A 20,688-nucleotide genomic window follows, 5' to 3' on the forward strand; every position below is an offset into this window, starting at 1 on the left:
TTCTTTCAGATGTTCGCAAGCCGGAGATGGTCTCCGGTTTGAGGAACTGAAGGAACTTATCTCATGACCAATATCGCAATCCTCACTGGCCGCATCGCCCGCGATCCGGAAACCCGCGAGACCCAGGGCGGAACCAACGTCACCGGGATCACCGTCGTCACCGATCGCCCCGCACGCGACAAGGACGGCAAGACCTACAAGGACGAGAACGGCTACACCGCCAAGGAAAGCGAGTTCCACCGGGTGACCTGCTTCAACGGCCTCGCCAAGACCGTCGGCCAGTATTGCTCCAAGGGCCAGCTGGTCAGTGTCCAGGGCCGCATCCACTACACCCAGTGGGAGGACAAGGACGGGGTCACGCGCTACGGCACCGAGATCCTCGCCGACAAGGTCGACTTCCTCTCCCGCGGCAATTGCTCGGGTGACGACAACGACAACACCGACGCTCCCGAGATCGACTGACATCGATCCCGGTCGTCCCCTTACGAAGAGGCTCTGCCGGAAACGGCAGGGCCTCTTCTTCTGTGGTTACTGGGTTCCCGGCGCAGCATTCGAAGCACGGGTTGCACCGCGCCCCGTCAGTTTCTCGATCGCGGCATCCTCGCCGAGTTTTCCGAGTTCATCGGCAACCTTCCTCAGGCCCTTCTTCGAGAAGCTTTCGAGGCCGCTGCCTAGGATGATTTCGCCGAGTTCTCTGGCCGCTTGCACTTCAAGTTCGCGTTGTTTGGCGTCGAGCGCCTCGCGGTCTGCTTCGAGCTTTTGCAGGGCTGCAATCGCGCTCCTGTTTCGGGGCATGTTACTTGTCCTTTTGTCCCCCTCGGGTCTGCTCCCTCGTTGTTTCCATGCCCGCGTTATCGGGGTGTAGGAAAGGCAATTCGCACCCAGCAGATGTTTGATATTGGGCGGAGGTGGTGGGTCCTGGCTCACGGTTCTCCCCAGCATGATGGCCCTGCGCCTCCCGCCTCAAGGACGGCAGGGCCCCACCATTTTGCCCGCCACCGGATTGCATCCGGCAGCGAACAAAATCGTTACCCCCACCGCCGCTATCGCGGTCGCCCATCCGGGCGATCCCTGACCCGGGATGCACAAGAACATCGCGCGCACCTCCTGTCGTCTCACGACAGAAATCAGGAGGATTATCATGGCTTATTCAATGCATTGCGCCCTTCCGTCACGGAGCTATTTTGAGGCTCTGGAAACAGCCGAGAAGAGAGCGCTGCACAGCTTCTTCGATCAGCACGTTATCGAGGATGACGAACTCGGGTACTTTGCCCTCGACGAGGGTGACTACAACATCTTGCCAGCACATCTCGCAGCGCGGGTGGTCCACACGGTCCATGGCGGCATGCTCGACGAATTCTGAGACTACCGACAGGGCGGGAACCGGGAACGGTTCCTGCCTTTTTTCTTGTTCGCCGGCTAGTCCAATCAAGCACAAGAAACCGGTTTGGCCGGTTGCCCTGGCGGTCGCCCACCGCGAGGCGGCGGCGCCCGGTAAATGGAGCGGGGCTGTGGACGCACTCTGTCCCGCGCATCTTGCGATGCGCTCCTGAGGGTGCGGCTTGATTTGTTCTTGGGCCCCGCGCGCACTTGCGAACCGGCACCGGGTCGGGCGGCAGGAAGCTGGGCAGGCGACATGCCCCGCTTGCCTTGCTTCCCACGCGCCCTTGGCCGCTGCCTCTTTCGCAGGTGCTGTCTTTGGCTGGAGGCGTCCAACTGCTTTCTATCTGCATGCTGTGAGCTCCCAGGCCTGGTTGCTCGCGCTCCAACATGGAGGTCGGGAAAGGTCGTCCTTGAAAAATCCCCTTACTGTCTGGACCACCTCGCGCACCTGGGAACAAGGGAGCACACCCTACCCCGCGATTTCGGGTTTTATCTCTTTGGTATTGCTGAAGAATGTGGTTTTGGGCGGAATCAACCCGTCTGCGAGTTGAGCGGCTTTGCGCTGATCCGTAGACAACTCGCATCTCTCTATCACAGTGAAATAATGCCTGAATCTTTCGATTGACTGCGAGTTGTTCACGATTTATTCTCATCAGCACCTTCCGCAAGGTGAGCCAGGTTCCGTCGGCCCGACAAGGAACCTGTTTCATGACCCGACAAGATCGGCTTCAGACATTCGTATCTCTCTCCGTTGGTAACTGGGTTCGCCAGTGTGCCGCGGACCACGGCGTTAGTGTCAGCGTCTTTATCCGTGACCTCATTGTCGCAGCGTGGCAGCGCGATAACGAGGCGAAGGACCGCCCCGCAGGGCTCGATCCCACGCGCCAGGCTATCTTCATTTCGGTGGCGCTCGATGCGCTTCTGGCCAGCCATTCTGACGCGAGTTTGCGCGACCGTACTCACGAGGCGTACCGGCGACGCCTCGAGCGTCTTGGCCTCCCCGTCAACGCAAACATGGGAGGCCAATCCCATGAAGCATAATCTCCTGAACTTCACCCGCGGGAGCCAGTTGCTCGGCCACTTTGGTTTCATGTTTGCAGCCGGCCTGAAGGGCCCCTTGATTGTCACCAGCCTGGTTGCCGTCGGCACCTGCTATTGGGAAGTGCGGTCGGCTCTCAGTGATCACCAGATCTATCTGGTCTGGATGCATATCTACGCCAGTCTCTATGCCTTCATGGAGTTCGATCCGGCCAAACTGGTCAACCTTGAATTGCTTGACGGCGAAAGGGTCGGCCTCCCGTTTGGCATCGTCCGCGAGTTCCCGCCGATGCGCGAGGCGGTCGAGGAATTTCGTACGGCAGTGAAGCAGGGATTGCTGGTTTCGGCAGTACTGCTGATCCCGGCCTTCGTGTTCTTCTGGTGGTTCGCCGAGCGCTTTGGCGGGCGGTCGAAAGAGCGCAAGCACGAGCGCGGTGCAATGCTTGTTTCGCTCGACGAACTCGAAGAAGAAATCGAGCGTCACAACAAGGTATTCAGGGCCGAAGAACTGGGGCGCAAGTTCGGCTGGAAGTGGCGGCTTGCGAGCTCGTCGGCGCTCGCGGAAGCGGGCCACTACCAACCCGCACATCTCGCCGGCGTAAGCTGGCCGTGGCGGCTCGAGCAGAGCCACACCATGCTCATTGGCACAACCGGAACCGGCAAGACCGTGGCGCTCACCGAACTTGTTGCCGAAGCGCGTGAACGCGGCCAGCGCGCGGTCATTTTCGACCTCACAGGGGCCTTTATCGAAGCCTTCTACGATCCCGCGCGCGACATCATTCTCAACCCTGTCGATGTGCGGTGCCCGCTGTGGAGCGTGTTCAATGATTGCACGACGGAAGCTGAATTTCATGCTGCTGCCGAAGCACTCGTACCCCATGACGGGGGTGGTTCCGAACAGTTCTGGGTGCTCGCGGCGCGCATGCTGTTCGTTGAGATGTGTCTCCATCTTGCCCGTACCGGCACTGCAACCAACGAGGCGTTGGCACGGCGGCTGATGACCGCTGATCTGTCCGAAGTGCATAAGCTGATGCGCGGTACCATGGCCGATCCGCTGACCGCTCCGGAAGCGGCCCGCATGGCGGAATCGATCCGCGCTGTGTTCAATGCGAATGCGAAAGTGCTCAAGCTTTTGCCCTCATCCGGACCGCGCTTTTCGGTCCGTGACTGGGTCAAAGGCGACTGCCAGGCGGGCTCGATCCTGTTCCTCTCTGCCCGCTATGTCGACATGAGCATCTCGTCGCAATTGCTGACGCTGTGGCTCGACACGGCGATGAATACGCTGATGACGCTCGAGCGGACACAGGACCTGCGGATGTGGTTCCTGATCGACGAACTCGGCGCCCTTCACCGACTACCGGCCCTCGAAAAGGGGCTGCAAACCGCGCGCAACTTCGGCGGTGCGATCATCACCGGGGTGCATGCGTTTGCCAAGCTCAAGGAAGTCTACGGCGAGAACATGGCCATGACATTGTCCTCGCTTGCGCGAACCAAGCTCATCCTGGCGACGGCCGATCGAGAGACAGCGACCTGGTGCTCCGATTTCATCGGCCATCGGCAGGTGCGCGACATGGAAGAAGGCTATAGCTACGGGTACAACAATGCGCGCGATGCCGTCAGCCTGACACCCAGGCGGCAGATCGAGCCGTTGCTCCTGCCCGACCAGTTCATGAACCTTCCGCGGCTGTCGGCCTACATCAAGTTTCCCGACGGATTTCCCGCTGCGCCGGTCTCGCTCATTCCGCGCACGCGTGGCCGTATTGCCGAAGGTTTCATCGCCCGCGAGAAACCGCTCATAAAGCCTGGCCAGGGTCCTGCGGCAGCGACGTCCCAAGCGAACCCGGGTTCGAAACCGAATGACGAGCATCCCGCCTCGAATGACGACGGTGCCGGTAAGCCTGTCGATACAAAGCAGCTCAAACTCGACTTGGAGGGCCAGCGCCGTGTCGCCGATGAACCGCAAGATCGACAGGAGCCTGTGCCGCTTGAAAAGCTGAACGCAGGGCGCGCTGCTGGTGATCTTGGTGCCGAAACCCGCTCCGATGCTCATCGGGATGCGGGGCCATCGCTACCTCTCGCCGCAGTGCAAACCGGTGAGGATGCACCAGCAATGGGCGCGGAACAGCGTCCGTCCGAACCAGGAACCGCCGGCGATGACGCAGCTGGAAAGGGCGGTTCGACGCCCCAAGCTCGCGCGGTGACTAATGGGCACCAATCTCTCACGCCGGTCGGGAAAGACCTGCGTGAAGGTGCGGTCGCAGATCCTCCGGAGAAGGATTTAGGCGAGTTCGAGCCCGACATGTGAAAGGCAAATGGGGAGGGATTACTCGGCCGCGAGGGGAGCCCGACGAGGATTAGACTGGATGCTTTCCGTCGCCAATGTGCGCTCCCCTTCGGCTGCTGCGAGCTATTTCGCGGCAGACAATTACTACACCGGCGCCGATGCCGATCGTTCCGGAACCTGGGTCGGGAAGGGAGCGGAACGACTTGGTCTCGAGGGCCGCGTCAGCGCCGAGCAGTTCGATGCCTTGCTGCGGGGTGAACTTCCCGGCGGCATCCAGGTCGGCAACGCGGGCCAGGCCCACAGGCCTGGAACCGACCTCACGTTCTCACTCCCGAAAAGCTGGTCGCTGCTCGCGCTGGTGGGCGGCGACCAGCGGATTATCGATGCTTATCGCGAGGCCGTCATCGAGACCTTGCGCTGGGCAGAAAAGAACGCGGCGCAGACCCGGATGGGCAGTCAGGCTGGTTACGGGAAGGTCGCGACAGATAACCTGACGATTGGTCTTTTCCAGCACGACACCAACCGCAACCAGGAGCCAAACCTGCATTTTCACGCGGTCGTGGCGAATGTCACGCAAGGCAGCGACGGAAAGTGGCGCGCGCTTCGCAACGACAAGCTTTGGTCGTTCAACACGCTGCTCAACTCGATGACCATGGCTCGCTTTCGTCTGGCAGTCGAGAAAATGGGCTACGAGGCTGGGCCGGTTGGAAAGCATGGCAACTTCGAAGCAGCGGGCATTGCCCGCCAGCAAGTTATGGCCTTTTCGACGCGGCGCGAAGAAGTCCTCGACGCGGTACGCCAGCTGGGGGAGAACACTCCGAAAACCCGCGACATTGCTGTGCTCGATACAAGGAAAAGCAAGGCGCCCGTTAGGGACCGGGAAGGCCTTCTCGATGGGTGGCGGCAGAAAGCCCGGGAAGTGGGAATTGACCTTGCCGGTCTGATCGATGCGTCGCAGATGCGGGCTGCAACGAAGAATATTCCCAGCTCGAAAGAAGGGAGCCTTCTTCAGCGTGGAATTACGAAGCTGAGAGAGTTCGCGCAGCGGATCAAGGGCGATCCGGCTGATCCATTGATCCCTGCCCATGTCCTCAAGCAGGATGCGCCGACCATCGCGGCCGCACAGGCCGTGGCCTCTGCGGTACGCCATCTCTCGCAGCGCGAGGCAGCCTTCCCGCGTGAGGGATTGCTGAAGGCTGCGCTCGATTTTGGGCTTCCGACGACGGTGGACCACGTCGAAACCCGTGTGAACGCACTCGTCAGAAGCGGTGCTCTCGAGCCCGGCAAAGGCGAACACAAAGGCTGGCTGGCGAGCCGCGAGGCGCTAGACCTTGAAAGCACAATTCTTGCGAACGTCGACCAGGGACGAGGTGCGGTGTCGCCCATCCTGGATCGATCGGACGCCGCAGAACGGGTTCAGGCTGTGGCCGCGCTCAACCACGGAATTTCGCTCAACGAAGGGCAGGAGGATGCGGCGGGCCTTGTGCTCTCATCGCGTGACCGGATCGTAGCGATCCAGGGCATAGCCGGGGCGGGCAAAAGCAGCGTGATGAAGCCGGTTGCCCAGCTGCTCCGCGAGGAAGGCAAGCAGGTTCTGGGGCTCGCGGTGCAGAACACGCTCGTCCAGATGCTCGAGCGCGACACTGGCATCCGTTCGATGACCATCGCCCGCTTTCTCGCCCAATGGGGCAGGCTGCTGCACGAGCCGGGAAATGTCACGTTGCTGAGTGAGGCTCGGAGCGCGCTCGGAGACCATGTCCTGGTGCTCGATGAGGCCTCGATGGTGTCGAACGAGGACAAGGCCAAGCTGGTACGGCTGGCAAACCTAGCCGAAGTCCATCGCCTGGTTCTCGTTGGCGACAAGCGACAGCTAGGCTCCGTCGATGCCGGCAAGCCCTTCGACCTCGTCCAACAGGCCGGGATCGAGCGCGCCAACATGGATGTGAATTTGCGCGGCCGCGATCCCGTTCTGCGGCGAGCCCAGGCCGCCGCGCAGGAAGGACGCATCGACGATGCGCTCCGGGCTCTTGCGCCTTCAACCATCGAGGCTCGCGGGGACAGTGCGATTGTTGCTGCCGAAAAGTGGCTTTCGCTCAGCCCGGCGGATCGGGATCGGACGTCGATCTACGCGTCGGGACGGGCCTTACGGTCTGCGGTTAACGAAGCTGTCCAGCGCGGACTCAAGGCCAACGGCGAGCTCGGCCCACGATCGGGCCGGCTGACCATTCATTCGCGGATGAATGTGACACACGAGGAGCTGCGCTATCTTCGCACATACCAGCCAGGCATGGTCCTCAACTTTCGCTCGCGCGACAGCACCCAGAAACTCTCCAAGGGCGACTACACCGTCAAAACCATCGACCAAGCGCGCAAGCAGCTAGTGCTTGAGGACAGGAAGGGGCGTCTGCGCAAGTTCAATCCTGCGCGTTTGCGGCCGGGCGCAGACGATAGCCGGCTGTCGCTCTTCGAACGCAAATCGCTGTCCATCATCGAGGGTGACAAGATCCGTTGGACCGACAACGACCATAAGCGCGGGCTGTTCAACGCCGACCAGGCGAGGATCGTGGCCATCGACACTAAGGGCGTCTTGGTAGAGACATCAACGGGCAAGGAGCTGCGCCTGAGCCGCGGCGACCCCATGCTCAAACGCATGGACCTCGCCTATGCCCTCAATGCGCATATGGCGCAGGGACTGACCTCTGATCGCGGGATCGCGGTGATGGACAGCCGCGAACGCAATCTCGCCAATCGGCAGACCTTCCTGGTCACGGTCACCCGGCTTCGCGACGGCCTTACGCTGATTGCAGATAATGCCGAGGCACTCGGCCGAGCCATCAAGTCCAACAGCGGCGAGAAAGCATCGGCCCTCGAAGTAACGCAAAGGCTCAAAGTGGCAGCTGCCAAGGGCCTTTCGCAAGACAAGGATGTCGGCAGCGCTTCGCCTGCAAGTGACAAACCCGAACTCACCAAGGAACGGGTAAAGCCTTTCGAAATCGGCATTTGATCACCGACAGCCTGGACGATTTCAGCGTTACCAGGCACGATGCCTGTTCGAGAGAAGTGCGGAGCGTTGGCGGTGAAGGGTGTTTTCGAGATCAGCGGCAATTCGCGCTACGACGACCTCATCACCGAGCGGTATCATTTCCCCTCGCAATATCTTCCTCAGGCCCGCCAGATCGAGAACGACTGGATCCTCTATCGCGAAACCCGCGTATCGGGCGGCCGGATGGCCTACATCGCGACTGCTTTCGTTGAGCGGATCGATCCCGATGAGGCTGATCCAACCCATTACTATGCGCGCGTCAGGGATTATCTACCCTTCGATGACGCGGTGTCCTACCGCGACAAGGACGGACGCTTCGCCGAGCGCTTCCTTCGCGACATGGCCCGTCCTGGCGATGCCGGGAGGACGCTGCGCGGCAAATCGGTACGCACGCTCGATGACGATGATTTCGTTGCCATCGTCAATCAGGGGCTGAGCGAGACGCTCGACCCGGACAACCGGATCAGGCTCGAGCTCGACGAGCGGTACATCGACGATGCAACCGCCGCGCTCCTGGCCGTTGATTTTGGCGAACGCCGGATCGAGCAGATCTTGGTGAACAAGAAAATCCGGGCGGCCAGTTTCCGCAATCAGGTTCTCGATGCCTACGACAGCACCTGCGCCGTCACGGGATTGCGTATCATCAATGGTGGCGGGAAGGCCGAGGCGCAGGCGGCCCATATCTGGTCCGTCGCCGATGGCGGACCCGACGTTGTACCCAACGGCGTAGCGCTCTCTGCCACGGCCCATTGGCTGTTCGACCGACATCTCATCACGTTCGACGACAACCTGTGCCTGCTCGTATCGCACAACAAGGTGCCGTCCGACCTGTTGAAGCTCTTCCCGCCTTCAGGACAGAAGATCAGGCTTCCGGTCGATCCGCGGGATCACCCCCGTCCGGACTTTGTCGCCAAGCATCGCGCGCGCTTTGCAGGGTTCTGATCCGGTAGAGTCAGACCGCGCGTCCGAACCAGATGACACGGCCGACCACCTGAATCTCGGACCGGTCGACATCGTCCCAGCTGGGATAGGCCGAATTATCGCTGCTGATGGTGATCTTGCGACCACCGGGCTTGAGCGTCACGCGTTTGACCACCAGCGCATCGTCGGCGCGCAGGACATAGATACCGTCGCGTAACCGCGAGCCCTGGTCCGACGCATCGACCAGCACTTCGTCGCCATCGCTGAGTGTCGGCTCCATGGAGTCGCCCAGGACGTGGATGATCGAAAGGCTGGCGCTCTTTGCCCGGGTCAACCGGCCAAGCCAGCGTTCGTCGAAACCGAAGCGGGTATGGGCGGTCTCGCTTTCGGCAATCGCTCCGAAGCCCGCCGATGCATCGACATTGAGCACGGGTATTTCGATCAACCCGTCACGCATGGGTGCGGGCGGTCCGCCAAGCACTTGCTCGTCGACCCCGAAGAAGCTGGCAAGCGTGCGCCGGTCATCGTCGTCCAGCTTGCGAGGCGAGCCGCGCTTGATGAACTGCTGAATGTAGGAAGAGTTTCGTCCGATCATCCGCGAGATCGAGGAATATCCGAGCCGTCGCTGCTGGATCAGGCGATCGAGCTCCTCTCTGACGTGTTCCATCGTATCGTTCCTTCTGACGGTCTCAGGAGGGAAGGAAATCTCCTAGACTCGATGGAACCTTCCTACTAAGAACAAAACATGAACACAAGAGCTGAGTGAGTCGAGAAAGGCCATGAAATTGCTGGATCGCATTGAGCGACATCTCAAGGAATCGCACATGTCGGCGACACGGTTCGGTCGTCGCGCGGTTGGCGATCCGCGCTTTGTGCTTGATCTCCGAGCTGGTCGCAGGCCGCGTAGAAGGACTATCGAGAAGGTAGAGAACTACTTGAATTTGCACTGACTGTGGCAAGGCCACGAAGGTTCAGAGATTCTTGTGGGGCAATCACGATCAACCTTTGGGATGTCGCCCAGCCTGCGATAGGGCTCGCCGAGCGATCTGAGGTCGTCACCGCGAAACCCGGCATTGCAACTTCCTTGTGCGCCCAGTAGGTGTACCCATACAGAAACTAGTCATTCTAGATTCTGTTGGGGATTCCTAGCATGGACAGCGATTTAGGATTACGTCGAGGCGTCGAGAGCAGGCTGGAATTCATTGAATTCCGGTTGTTCTGGGATGGTCACGTAAACCGAAGCGATATCATTGAGACATTCGGTGTTTCGATCAATCAGGCTTCAGCCGATCTCAACAGATATTTGGGTCTGGCCGAGACCAATATGGTCTATGACAAAAGCGCCCGGACCTATGTCCGAAGTTCTTCCTTCAAGCCCATCTTCCACAAGCCTGATGCCACGCGGTATCTTTCCCAGATCCGATCGATAGCTGACGGGATCATTACGCCAAACGAGGCTTGGATCGGCAGCGTGCCAGGTTTTTCTTGCGCACCAACACCCGCGCGCGGGGTGTCTGCATCGATTCTCAGAGGAGTTGTGACGGCGATCAAGCGCAAAGAGGCTCTCGAGGTCCTCTATCAATCAATGTCCTCTCCAGATCCGTCCTGGCGCTGGATCGCGCCGCATGCCCTGGCGTTCGATGGGTTCAGATGGCACGCCAGAGCACACTGTACCAAAAGCGATAAGTTCAAAGACTTTGTCTTGTCCCGCATCGGAGAGGCGCGCGGCAGTAGGCCTTCCGATACGGAAGCTTCGTTAGATGCGGATTGGCATTGTGACGTTGATCTTATCATCGCACCCCATCCCGACCTGAGCGATGGCCAACGCAAAGCGATCGAACTCGATTATGCGATGGACCGGGGCAGGACGACGATCTCCGTCAAGCGAGCGCTACTTTACTACGCCCTCAAACGACTGGGGCTAGATACAGACCCTTCCGCTCGGCGGCCTCAAGATCAACAAATTGTACTTTTGAATGTCGACCACATGCCGGCGCAGAACGCGATAGGTGCCAAGTGATGGTTCGAAAGATGGGCGGCACAAAATATCGTATGTCCTTTGGCACTGGCGGTCTCTTCCTTAACGAGAGTATTGCCATCGCGCGCCTCTATCAGGAGCTCGGCGACTGGACAGCGGTCAAGAAGGCGGCAGGCGAACAAGGCGTCATACCGTTCCGCAAGCAATCTTCGGTAACCCGCTCTGTCCGGGAGATCGCCAACCGCCTCGAGGTCCTCAAAGCAGATGAAATCGATCTGCTTTGTCATGGCGACCATGCGGATCAGCTTTCGGTTCTATGGCTAGCATTGTGTAGGGGATATCGGTTCATCGGTGAATTCGCCGTCGAACTTCTGTCCGAGCGTTTCCTGAGTTTCCGCACCCATATCACCTATGATGACTTCGACGCTTTCTACGCGGCCAAGGCAGAGTGGGAACCAGAGCTCGAAGCCATCAGCACCTCCACCCGAGAAAAACTGCGCCAGATCCTGTTTAGGCTCATGAGGGAGGCCGGGATCCTCAACCAAGACGATCACATTTGCCGCGTATTGCTCTCACCAAGCTTCTCAGGCCTCGTCACACATTCTGATCCGCATGAATTGCGATATTTTCCGGGCGCCGAGCTCGACAGGCCAAGGGGTGCCTGAAATGACAAGAGACACTAACGCCATGACGCCTCGGGAGCGTCAGGATCATTTGCTGGGAGTAGTTTCGAGCCAGCGCTTTCTCAGGAAGCTCGGCTTGGGGAACGAAGTTCCCTTCTTCATTTGTCCATTCCCGGCCAGCGACGCGGTGGACATGGAGCAAGTTCGGGCTCAGCTCGTAAGGCAGCTCTCTAATCGCGGTGTCACGGTTCTGGACGTCAATCTTTATGATCTAGCAGTGGAAATGTTGCGCGCGCGCGGGATTTGGGATGAGCTGATCGCTGCGGAACAAGGTGTCACCAAAGATGAGCTCAAGGAGCTCCTGCAAAACGTCTTGGATCCTGAGACGCACCTCATTCCTGAAATCGGCAAAAAGCTGGCTAGCCAATCGTTTGACGTTCTCTTTCTATCCGGCGTCGGCGAGGTTTTCCCCTATATCCGCTCGCACAACGTGCTGAACAATCTTCAAAGTACGGCGAAGGAAAAACCAACAGTGATGTTTTTTCCTGGCAGCTACACCCATGCTTTATCAAGCGGAGCTTCGCTGGACCTTTTCGGAATACTGCACGATGACAAATATTATCGTGCTTTCAACATCTTCAACTACGAGGTCTGAGGGGCAATATGACCATTCTGCGCGACATATTCGAGAAGCCCGTCGATCGTCCGATTGAGGGTGTCATCAAGGCAGACGACGACGCAAGTCTGCGGATTGAGCTCGAAGAGTACGTTCTTACCAACGAGATCGAGAAACAGATCGAAAAGTTTCTTGATGCATACAAGAATTACACGACAGCCAACGGCGTCTGGATTTCCGGCTTTTTCGGTTCGGGTAAGTCGCATCTCCTCAAAATGCTGGCGATGGTGCTCGAGAACCGTAAGGTCGATGGCACGACATCTTACGAGCTGTTCAAGGACAAATGCGCGGAAAACGAAATTCTTTCTGCCGACCTCAAGCGTGCCGTCGCGATCCCTTCTAAGAGCATCCTCTTCAACATCGACCAAAAGGCCGATGTCATTTCCAAGAACCAGGTCGACGCACTGTTGTCGGTCTTCCAAAAAGTCTTTGATGAGGCTTGCGGCTACTACGGCAAACAGCCCCACATCGCCCAATTCGAACGCGATCTAGAAAGCCGCAACGTCTACAGGGCTTTTCGCGAGGCTTACGAGACTATTGCGGGCAAACCATGGGAACGGGGGCGGGAGCAAGCCCTCCTGGAAGGCACTAACATTGCAAATGCTTATGCCAAGGCAACCGGTGCCGATGCGTCAGAGGCTGCTGGAATTCTGAGCAAGTATCGCTCGGACTATAAGGTTTCGATCGAGGATTTCGCCGACAAGGTGAAGGCTTACATCGATGCCCAAGACAAGGATTTTCGCCTCAATTTCTTCGTTGACGAGGTCGGGCAGTACATTGCTGACAACGTCAAGCTGATGACCAACCTCCAGACGATCGCCGAGAGTCTGAACACCAAGTGCCGTGGGCGTGCCTGGATTATCGTGACTGCGCAGCAGGACATGAATGCAGTCATTGGCGACATGAATGAGCGCCAAGAAAATGATTTCTCAAAGATCCAGGCGCGTTTCGCAAATCGCATGCCGCTTAACAGCGCGGATGTGGCCGAGGTGATCCAGAAGCGTCTACTCAAGAAAACGGAGATGGGAGTTGAAAGCCTCTCGGATCTGTACCGCCGCGAAAGCAACAACATGCGAACGTTGTTCGACTTTGCGGACGGTTCAATTCATCTGAAGAACTTCGAAGACCGCGACCACTTCATTCACAGCTACCCATTCATCCCATATCAGTACCCCCTGTTTCAGATGGCGATACAGGGGCTTTCGCAGCACAATGCGTTTGAAGGCAGGCACAGTTCGGTCGGCGAACGCTCGATGCTTGGCGTGTTCCAAGAGGTTGCAATCCATCTGGCTGAATTGGAGCTCGGCCAGATTGCGACATTTGATCTCATGTTTGAGGGGATCCGAACAGCACTCAAATCCGGTGTTCAGCAATCCATCCAGATTGCCGAACGCAACCTCGGTAACGAGTTCGCCACACGCATTTTGAAGGCCCTGTTTCTCGTCAAATATGTGAAGCCCTTCAAACCGACAGCTCGCAACATCGCCATCCTCATGCGCGAAAAATTCGACGAGGATGAAAACGAGCTTAAGCGCCGGGTCGAAGCGGCGCTGGGCCTGCTAGAGCAAAACACCTACATCCAGCGCAATGGCGATCTCTTCGAATTCCTGACCGACGAGGAAAAGGATGTCGAGCAGGAGATCAAGAACGTCGATGTCGACGCCACCGAGGTCGCGCGGGAGATGGAGGCTCTGGTCTTTGATGGGGTGATCAAGGACCGTAAGATTCGCCACGACGGAGCGTCCCACGACTACTCGTTTGCACGTAAGCTCGACGATCGTCTTCAAGGGCGGGATTACGAGCTTTCGATCAATGTAATTACGCCCTTCCACGAGCATAGCGGCAATGCTGAGGCGCTGCGGATGGCCAGCATGTCAAGCGACGAACTGGTGATCCTGGTCAAGGCAGACGACCGCTTCGCCCGTGACCTGGTGATGTACAAGCAGACTGAGAAGTATGTCCGTCAGACTAGGGCGACCGCCCCTCAGGCCTCAATCGAACGGATCATTAGTGAGAAGGGGCAGCAGAACGCGAACCGCTACAGGGATCTTTCAACTCGGGCGAGAACTCTGATCGCGGAAGCGCAGTTGTACGTTCGCGGAGAAGAGCTGGATTTGCGCGGCGAAGATCCGCAAGCTAGGGTCCGGCGCGCATTCCAGACGCTGATCGACAAGGTCTACACCAATCTGCCGATGCTGCGCGGCGCGACCTATGCCGAGACTGATATCGGACGCTTCCTGAGGCAGACCAATGAGGGTGCCCTGATTTCGGGAGGCAGTAACCTGACCGAGGCCGAGCAGGAAGTTCTCAACTTTGCGCAAGGCAATGTTCGCACCGGTGTTCGCACTTCGGTCAAGGCGATCGTCGAGAAGTTCGAGGTCAAGCCCTATGGCTGGCCCAACGCTGCGATACTCTGCACGGTCGCCAGCCTCTTCGCTCATGGCAAATTAGAAGCCCGATCAGATGGTGCTCCGCTGGAAGGCGATGCGCTGGAGAAGGCGCTCAAGAACGCGCATGCTCTGGCGAACATCGTGCTCGATCTGCAGGTTGAGTTCACGGCCAATCAGGTCCGGTCCCTCAGGGAATTCTATGCCGAGATGTTCGATAGCCAGCCTGTCGCGTCCGAGGCGAAGGGTTTGGGTAAGGAAACCGGAGAGGCTGTCACGAAGCTGTTGGCTGAACTTGCAGTGTTTGAGGCGCAACTCCAGGATTATCCTTTCGTTGCCGCGATCACGCCAGTCATCGCGCAACTGCGCGAAGTGGAGAACAAGGCCTATGGCTGGTACTTCACAGACCTTCCCCGGAATGAAGACGCATTGCTCGATGCGAAAGAGCAGGTGGTTGACCCTATCCGGCGCTTTATGGGCGGGTCCCAGCGTAAGATCTACGACGAGGCCCGCAATTTCCTGGCCGAGCAGGCGACCAACCTGTCCTACACTGGAAGCACTCAGGCCGAGGCGATCCGCGAGGTTTTGGCTGATCCCCTCTGCTACAAGGGTAACGCCATTCAGCACGTCAAGGCAGACCTCGATAAGCTACGTGCTGATGTCGATGCTTTTATCGTGCAGGAGCGCGACAGCGCTCTTGAGAGTCTAGCCGAGCTCAAGGCCAAGATTGAGGCGGTACCAGAATTCACGTCGTTGGATTCCTTAGCCAAGGCCGAGATTCTCAGCGAGTGCGAGGCCACTGAAGCCAGCGTTCGCAATGCCAAACTTGTGGCTATGATCCGCGAGCGTACCGCCAATTTCCGTTCGGAAACCTATCCGGCATTGCTTGGGAAGATCGCTCGGTTAGCCACACCGCCTGCGCCACCCGAACCTTCTGCCACTGATTCTACCCCATCTGGGGAAAGTAAGGTGATTGAGGAACCAGCGGGAGGGACTACGCCGGAGCCGGCTCCCGTTCCCTCGCCGGTAGAATACGTCTCGACCGCCAATCTCAAGGTCAGTTTCACGAGCCCGTATCTCGCCAGTGAGGCGGACGTTGAAGCATACCTTCAATCCTATCGCGAAACGCTGCTCGCTGAAATTCGGAACGGCAAGAGGATCACGGTCTGATGATCGCGGGCATTGAAATTGAGAATTTCACGGCGTTCGGGAAACTGGATATCCCTCTCTCGCCGCGCATCAACGTGATCATTGGTTCGAACGGAACCGGCAAAACACATCTGCTCAAGGCGATCTACATGTTGGCGATCGCAAGCCAGCCGCCATCGGAGGTAGAGGGTTCGGAAAAGGGGGCCGACACGAAGCTGACGAACAAGCTATTGCGAGTTTTCTCTCCGGGCGAGAGCAAGATTAGCGAATTGTGGGCCCGGGGAGCATCTGGTGGAGCCAGGATGTGCCTGAAGGGAAGCGATGAGACCCAGGTCGCCATTTCATTCAACAAAAGGTCCAAGGACGTCCAATTGGAGACGGATGCTCGCTCTGAAGCGCAGTCCCGCCCCGTGTTCATCCCGACAAAGGAAGTCCTGTCACTCGTTCGCGCGATGCAGGACGCAAATCATGATCGGGCGACTGTCGAGATGATTTTCGACGACACCTACCTCGATTTGGCGGCACTCCTGACAACGCCCAGTTTTGAAGATGAGGCCGCTAGTCTGGAAGAAGATCCGAGGCTCTCAAACATCGTTCGTGAATTGGTTTCCCTCGTCGGAGGACGCTACCGGTGGACAAATGGCGGCGGGTTTCAATTTGATCCTGGAGAATACGAGGAACGACCAGATCCGGATCGGTCGCGCGCCAAAACTGCACAAATTTATCAGGACTCCACAGTCCTCCGTTTCAAATCCAAGGGTGGGGGTCCCCTATCGAGCGGCATGACGGCCGAGGGCTATCGGAAAATTGGTGTCTTGCACCGTCTGCTCTGCAATGGCTCGATCAACCCGGGTAGTACTGGTATTCTTTTGTGGGATGAGCCCGAGGCGAATCTGAATCCCTCGCTCATGCAAGAGGTGGTTCAGGTCCTCCTCGAGCTATCACGCAACGGTCAGCAGATCATTCTGGCTACGCATGATTATGTCCTCCTCAAATGGTTCGATTTGCTCTCCGAAGAGGGCAAGGATGATCACATCCTCTACCACGTCATAGCTAAAGCGGCGAGCGATGGATCTATATCCGTTCAATCCGTTGATGATTATTCCCGCCTTTCCGAGACTGGAATTTCTCAGACTTTCAGTGATTTGTACGATGCGGAGGTCGATCGCTCGCTTGAAGGCGTCAAGCTATGACGACCGTTCAGGAGTTCGATCTGGAGTTGACGTTCTCGGAGGCGAAGTCTGTCTTTCATTTTGACGACGCTGCGTATCATGGAGCAAGCACCGCGAAGCGGGTCGATTTTATCGCTGAGTACGAAGACCGTGATATCTTCGTTGAAATAAAGGACCCAGACGACCCTGCGGCTAAGGACCCTGAAGCGTTTGAGAAGAAGCTGAAATCCGGAGAGTTGGTGCAAAGCCTCTCGGGCAAATTCCGAGACACGCTTTTCTTTCGGTCAATCCAGGGAAAAGGCGAGCGAACGATTGTCTACATCGCTCTCATTTCTATGAAAAAATTGGATAGCGCGCTGCTTTTGGCGAAGCAGGACGAACTCAAGAGATCAATTCCGCTGTCTCATGCTGATTGGGAGCGCGACTGCGCGACCAGCTGCATCGTTCTGAACGTTGCGCAGTGGAAAAAGCAATTTGGGGATCATTCCCTCCGGCGCAAAAGTGAAGGGGCAGCTGCCTGATGGATACCTCGAAGCTCAAAAAATTTGCGCAGTTTGCCCGCCGCGCCCTGATTGCGCAGGTCAGCGCCAAGCTTGAATCTGTGGTTGCCGAGAACTCGGCAGCCCGCCGCGAGCATCCCGATGCGATGAGGAAGCTTGAGGCGGCTATCGCCAAGGACGGGCAGGATCAGGTAGTCGAGCGTGTTGCCTACACCTGGTTTAATCGCTTCTCAGCTCTTCGTTTCATGGACATGAATGAGTTGAATAAGGTTCGCGTTGTTTCGCCTGTCTCCGGTCAGTTTCAGCCAGAGATCTTGGCCGAGGCCAAAGCTGGGCACATGGACGAGGACCATGTGCCTGAGAGTATCCGTGAACAGGTTCGCGGCTTACTTGATGGCCGCACCCCGAGTTCCGATGCCCAGACCGAGGCCTATCGGCTTCTTATCGTCACCATTTGCAACGACCTTCACAGGGCTATGCCGTTCCTGTTCGAGCGGATCGACGATTACACAGAGCTGCTCCTGCCTGAGGATCTTTTGTCGAATTCATCGATCCTCGCCTATGTGCGCGAGGCCATGACACCGGATGTCTGCGAGGATGTTGAGGTGATCGGCTGGCTTTACCAGTTTTACATCTCGGAAAAGAAGGATGAGGTCTTTGCCGGGCTGAAAAAGAACAAGAAGATTACGGCGGAGAACATTCCGGCGGCAACCCAGTTGTTCACCCCGCACTGGATCGTGCGCTATCTGGTGGAGAATTCGTTGGGGCGGTTGTGGTTGCTGAACCGCCCAACCTCGAAGCTGGCGGCGAAGATGGACTATTACATCGCGCCGGAAGAGCCAGAAACCGATTTTCTGCGCATTTCCAAACCTGAGGATATCCGGATCTGTGATCCAGCCTGCGGGTCGGGGCACATGCTGACCTATGCCTTTGATCTTCTCTACGAGATCTATGAAGAGGAGGGGTTCGAGGCGACCGAAATTCCCGAGCTGGTCCTCACCCATAACCTGTACGGGATCGAGATTGATGACCGTGCGGGCGCTCTGGCGGCGTTTGCGCTGGCGATGAAGGCCGCGACAAAACTCGGTCGGCGCAGGTTTCTGAGGCAAGCCATTCAGCCCAACATCTGCGTGCTGCAGGATGTGCGTTTCACGCCATCCGAGATGCAGGACATGGCCGCCGTGGTGGGCAGTGATCTGTTCACCGCCGATTTTCGCGAAATGATGGGACAGTTCGAGCAGGCCAAGAATTTCGGTTCGCTCATCGTGCCGAAACTGCGTGATCCTGCCGAGGTGGCCCGGGTTGTACGGCTCAAGGATTTTCGAGGCGATCTGCTGCTGCGCGAGTTGCAGGAGCGGGTGCTGAAGGTGCTAGAGATGGCCGAGGTCCTCTCGCCCAAATACCATGTAGTGGTAGCGAACCCTCCTTACATGAGCAGCAAGGGAATGAATGCGGAATTAAATTCATTTCTGGGAGAGCACTTTCCCGATGGAAAGCGAGACCTCTACGCAGCATTCATCGAGCGCGGATTTGCATTGCTCATGCCCTCTGGCTTTGAAGCAATGGTAACCATGGAAAGTTGGATGTTCCTTTCCTCCTATGAGGGCCTCCGCGGTAATATGCTTAGGGAAGGGTCATTTCATCCATTTCTGCACATGCCCTACTTGGGAAAGGGTGGGACAAGCATGGGCATTAACTTCGGAACGAGTGCCTTTGTTTTGCAATGTCGGAGGAGTCCTGATCGTGCAGGCGACTTCATATGTGTCAGACATTTTGAAACCGATGAAGACGGAGTGCCGCTAGCGTTTCCTACTGAAAACGAACGGCGTGCGAAGGTTTCTTCGCGAGATTTCAACAGAGTCCCGGGTGATCCTATCGCCTATTGGATTTCCGACAACATCAGGAATATATTCTCAGATCGACCGACGATCGAAGATCTAGCTCCAGTCCGGCAGGGCTTTCAAACCGGTAACAATGACCGCTTCTTAAGATTATGGTTTGAAGTGGATTCTCAATCCTTGGGAAATTCCTGCCAGAGTACCGAAGATTTTCAATCATCTCAAAAGAGATATGCGCCATATAACAAGGGAGGCGATTACAGGCGATGGTACGGAAATAACGAATTTGTAGTAAAATTTGATAGAGAAAATTTTATCGCTTTATCTAAGTCCGGAAACAAGCTCCCATCGAAGGATCGGTATTTCAGGGAATCAATTACCTGGACCTCTATTTCATCGGGTGCATTTGGCGCCCGCTACAACGGCGTTGGATTTACATTCAGTGCGAACGGAGCGTGTGCTTTTCCTGAGGCTGAAGGCGCGGCGGAGCTTATTCTGAGTCTGCTAAATTCCAAAGTGGCAACAAAATTGTTGGAATTTCTGACGCCTACACTCGACTTTAGTGTGGGGAAAATCCGGATTATCCCAGTTGCCTTGGACGAGCTTAGTGCCAAAGAGCAGACGATTTACTCGTCCTTTAGGTCACTTACCGAGATCGCCCGAGAAGACTGGGACTCTGACGAATATTCTTGGGATTTCGCCATATTCCCGCTTCTCGCTTCCGTGCATAGGGCCGAGACACTGGCGGAAAGCTACACTTGCTTGCGCGCCCATTGGCGTGACATGGCCAAGGAAATGCAGCGTCTGGAGGAGGAGAATAATCGCATCTTCATAGATGCCTATGAGCTGCAGGATGAATTGACGCCGGAGGTTCCGATTGAGGAGATCACCCTCAATTGCAACCCCACCTATCGCTACAGCGGCCCGGCAAGCGAAGCTGAGCTCGAGACGCGACTGCTTGCCGAAACCATGGCCGAGTTCCTGCATTATGCCGTCGGCTGCATGTTCGGTCGCTACAGCCTCGACGAGCCTGGCTTGATCCTCGCCAATCAGGGCGAAACGCTTGCTAAATATTTCGCTCGCGTACCACAGCCCACATTCGAACCAGATGCCGACAATGTTATCCCGGTTCTGGACGGGGACTGGTTCGCTGACGATATCGCCGAACGTTTCCGTAAATTCCTACGGGTGACCTTCGGCGAAGCAAAATTTCAGGAAAACCTGGCCTTCATCGAAGGCGCGCTGGGCAAGGACATCCGCAAGTGGTTCACCCGCGATTTCTATGACTACCATGTGCGTCGCTACAAGAAGCGTCCGATCTACTGGATGTTCGCCAGCCCCAAAGGCAGCTTCCAGGCCTTGATCTACATGCACCGCTATCAGCCGGACACCGTCAGCGTAGTGCTGAACGATTACCTGCGCGAATACCGCAACAAGGTGGAGGCTCACCGCAAGGCCCAAGAGGCGCAGAGCATCAATCCCGAAGCCACGCCCGCCCAGCGGACCAAGGCGCTGAAAGAGGTAGGCGAGGCAACTAATTTGATCGAGGAGCTCGATGGCTACGAACGCGACGTGCTCTACCCGCTGGCGACGCAGAAGATCGAAATCGATCTCGATGATGGGGTGAAGTCCAACTACCCGAAGTTCGGCGCTGCGCTCAAACCGATCAAGGGCTTGTCGGATGCGAGTGACTGAG

15 protein-coding genes are annotated in these 20,688 nt (G+C 57.3%); 13 read left to right on the top strand and 2 right to left on the bottom strand.

Translation table 11 applies throughout. From position 1 onward, the window contains the following. Positions 1–63 precede the first annotated feature (63 nt). Positions 64–462, top strand: coding sequence for a single-stranded DNA-binding protein (locus ACFDTG_RS07745; protein WP_375290454.1), 399 nt, complete (start codon positions 64–66; stop codon positions 460–462). 66 nt (positions 463–528) lie between these two features. Here the strand turns inward: ACFDTG_RS07745 and ACFDTG_RS07750 are convergent, their stop codons facing one another. After that, entirely contained in the window at positions 529–795 is a 267-nt protein-coding gene (locus ACFDTG_RS07750; protein ID WP_341713208.1) for a DUF6437 family protein, read from the bottom strand. A 346-nt stretch (positions 796–1,141) separates the two neighbouring features. On the opposite strand from ACFDTG_RS07750, the gene ACFDTG_RS07755 reads away from it, so the two are divergent. The 5 genes from ACFDTG_RS07755 to ACFDTG_RS07775 all read left to right on the top strand — a co-directional run bounded on the left by ACFDTG_RS07755 (position 1,142) and on the right by ACFDTG_RS07775 (position 8,690). Beyond that, complete coding sequence (locus tag ACFDTG_RS07755) at positions 1,142–1,363, top strand: hypothetical protein (protein WP_050599527.1); 222 nt, start codon at positions 1,142–1,144, stop codon at positions 1,361–1,363. 728 nt (positions 1,364–2,091) lie between these two features. Beyond that, positions 2,092–2,424, top strand: coding sequence for a hypothetical protein (locus ACFDTG_RS07760; protein ID WP_375290455.1), 333 nt, complete (start codon positions 2,092–2,094; stop codon positions 2,422–2,424). Further along, the gene (locus ACFDTG_RS07765; protein WP_375290456.1) at positions 2,414–4,726 is read left to right on the top strand and encodes a type IV secretion system DNA-binding domain-containing protein; all 2,313 of its coding nucleotides are present in this window, start codon (positions 2,414–2,416) and stop codon (positions 4,724–4,726) included. The genes ACFDTG_RS07760 and ACFDTG_RS07765 overlap by 11 nt, the downstream gene beginning before the upstream one ends. 58 nt (positions 4,727–4,784) lie before the next feature. Further along, positions 4,785–7,709 carry a MobF family relaxase gene (gene mobF, locus ACFDTG_RS07770; protein WP_375290457.1) on the top strand — a complete coding sequence of 975 codons (2,925 nt, stop codon included), beginning with the start codon at positions 4,785–4,787 and terminating at the stop codon, positions 7,707–7,709. Positions 7,710–7,781: 72 nt separating this feature from the next. Next, positions 7,782–8,690 (top strand): HNH endonuclease, encoded by a 909-nt coding sequence (locus ACFDTG_RS07775; protein WP_375290458.1) that lies wholly within the window; start codon positions 7,782–7,784, stop codon positions 8,688–8,690. 10 nt (positions 8,691–8,700) lie between these two features. On the opposite strand, the gene ACFDTG_RS07780 is transcribed toward ACFDTG_RS07775, so the two are convergent. Continuing rightward, positions 8,701–9,336 (bottom strand): S24 family peptidase, encoded by a 636-nt coding sequence (locus ACFDTG_RS07780; protein ID WP_063512036.1) that lies wholly within the window; start codon positions 9,334–9,336, stop codon positions 8,701–8,703. A 483-nt stretch (positions 9,337–9,819) separates the two neighbouring features. Here ACFDTG_RS07780 and ACFDTG_RS07785 point away from each other — a divergent pair, with 483 nt between their 5' ends. Genes ACFDTG_RS07785 through pglX form a run of 7 tightly spaced genes read left to right on the top strand, consistent with a single transcriptional unit; the run spans position 9,820 to position 20,687 of the window. After that, a complete protein-coding gene (locus ACFDTG_RS07785) occupies positions 9,820–10,689 on the top strand; it encodes a WYL domain-containing protein (protein ID WP_375290459.1) in 870 nt (289 codons plus the stop codon). Next, positions 10,689–11,312 carry a DUF1819 family protein gene (locus tag ACFDTG_RS07790; RefSeq protein WP_375290460.1) on the top strand — a complete coding sequence of 208 codons (624 nt, stop codon included), beginning with the start codon at positions 10,689–10,691 and terminating at the stop codon, positions 11,310–11,312. The genes ACFDTG_RS07785 and ACFDTG_RS07790 overlap by 1 nt, the downstream gene beginning before the upstream one ends. A gap of 22 nt (positions 11,313–11,334) precedes the next feature. Then, positions 11,335–11,925: a DUF1788 domain-containing protein gene (locus ACFDTG_RS07795; protein ID WP_375290473.1), complete on the top strand. Its 591-nt coding sequence runs from the start codon at positions 11,335–11,337 to the stop codon at positions 11,923–11,925. An 8-nt stretch (positions 11,926–11,933) separates the two neighbouring features. Further along, positions 11,934–15,503: a BREX system P-loop protein BrxC gene (gene brxC / locus ACFDTG_RS07800; RefSeq protein WP_375290461.1), complete on the top strand. Its 3,570-nt coding sequence runs from the start codon at positions 11,934–11,936 to the stop codon at positions 15,501–15,503. Beyond that, the gene (locus tag ACFDTG_RS07805; RefSeq protein ID WP_375290462.1) at positions 15,503–16,675 is read left to right on the top strand and encodes an ATP/GTP-binding protein; all 1,173 of its coding nucleotides are present in this window, start codon (positions 15,503–15,505) and stop codon (positions 16,673–16,675) included. Before brxC ends, ACFDTG_RS07805 begins: the two co-directional genes overlap by 1 nt. Beyond that, positions 16,672–17,175: a hypothetical protein gene (locus tag ACFDTG_RS07810; RefSeq protein WP_375290463.1), complete on the top strand. Its 504-nt coding sequence runs from the start codon at positions 16,672–16,674 to the stop codon at positions 17,173–17,175. Before ACFDTG_RS07805 ends, ACFDTG_RS07810 begins: the two co-directional genes overlap by 4 nt. Further along, positions 17,175–20,687: a BREX-1 system adenine-specific DNA-methyltransferase PglX gene (gene pglX / locus ACFDTG_RS07815; RefSeq protein WP_375290464.1), complete on the top strand. Its 3,513-nt coding sequence runs from the start codon at positions 17,175–17,177 to the stop codon at positions 20,685–20,687. Before ACFDTG_RS07810 ends, pglX begins: the two co-directional genes overlap by 1 nt. Position 20,688 lies beyond the last annotated feature (1 nt).

Origin of the sequence: Qipengyuania sp. (assembly GCF_042095715.1) — a bacterium.
In the GTDB taxonomy this organism is placed as follows: Bacteria; Pseudomonadota; Alphaproteobacteria; order Sphingomonadales; family Sphingomonadaceae; genus Qipengyuania.

What these genes read in the sequence shown, in the direction of transcription:
- ACFDTG_RS07745 (WP_375290454.1), top strand. Translation starts at nt 64, where the DNA reads ATGACCAATATCGCAATCCTCACTGGCCGCATCGCCCGCGATCCGGAA.
- ACFDTG_RS07750 (WP_341713208.1), bottom strand. Translation starts at nt 795, where the DNA reads ATGCCCCGAAACAGGAGCGCGATTGCAGCCCTGCAAAAGCTCGAAGCA.
- ACFDTG_RS07755 (WP_050599527.1), top strand. Translation starts at nt 1,142, where the DNA reads ATGGCTTATTCAATGCATTGCGCCCTTCCGTCACGGAGCTATTTTGAG.
- ACFDTG_RS07760 (WP_375290455.1), top strand. Translation starts at nt 2,092, where the DNA reads ATGACCCGACAAGATCGGCTTCAGACATTCGTATCTCTCTCCGTTGGT.
- ACFDTG_RS07765 (WP_375290456.1), top strand. Translation starts at nt 2,414, where the DNA reads ATGAAGCATAATCTCCTGAACTTCACCCGCGGGAGCCAGTTGCTCGGC.
- mobF (WP_375290457.1), top strand. Translation starts at nt 4,785, where the DNA reads ATGCTTTCCGTCGCCAATGTGCGCTCCCCTTCGGCTGCTGCGAGCTAT.
- ACFDTG_RS07780 (WP_063512036.1), bottom strand. Translation starts at nt 9,336, where the DNA reads ATGGAACACGTCAGAGAGGAGCTCGATCGCCTGATCCAGCAGCGACGG.
- ACFDTG_RS07785 (WP_375290459.1), top strand. Translation starts at nt 9,820, where the DNA reads ATGGACAGCGATTTAGGATTACGTCGAGGCGTCGAGAGCAGGCTGGAA.
- ACFDTG_RS07790 (WP_375290460.1), top strand. Translation starts at nt 10,689, where the DNA reads ATGGTTCGAAAGATGGGCGGCACAAAATATCGTATGTCCTTTGGCACT.
- ACFDTG_RS07795 (WP_375290473.1), top strand. Translation starts at nt 11,335, where the DNA reads ATGACGCCTCGGGAGCGTCAGGATCATTTGCTGGGAGTAGTTTCGAGC.
- brxC (WP_375290461.1), top strand. Translation starts at nt 11,934, where the DNA reads ATGACCATTCTGCGCGACATATTCGAGAAGCCCGTCGATCGTCCGATT.
- ACFDTG_RS07805 (WP_375290462.1), top strand. Translation starts at nt 15,503, where the DNA reads ATGATCGCGGGCATTGAAATTGAGAATTTCACGGCGTTCGGGAAACTG.
- ACFDTG_RS07810 (WP_375290463.1), top strand. Translation starts at nt 16,672, where the DNA reads ATGACGACCGTTCAGGAGTTCGATCTGGAGTTGACGTTCTCGGAGGCG.
- pglX (WP_375290464.1), top strand. Translation starts at nt 17,175, where the DNA reads ATGGATACCTCGAAGCTCAAAAAATTTGCGCAGTTTGCCCGCCGCGCC.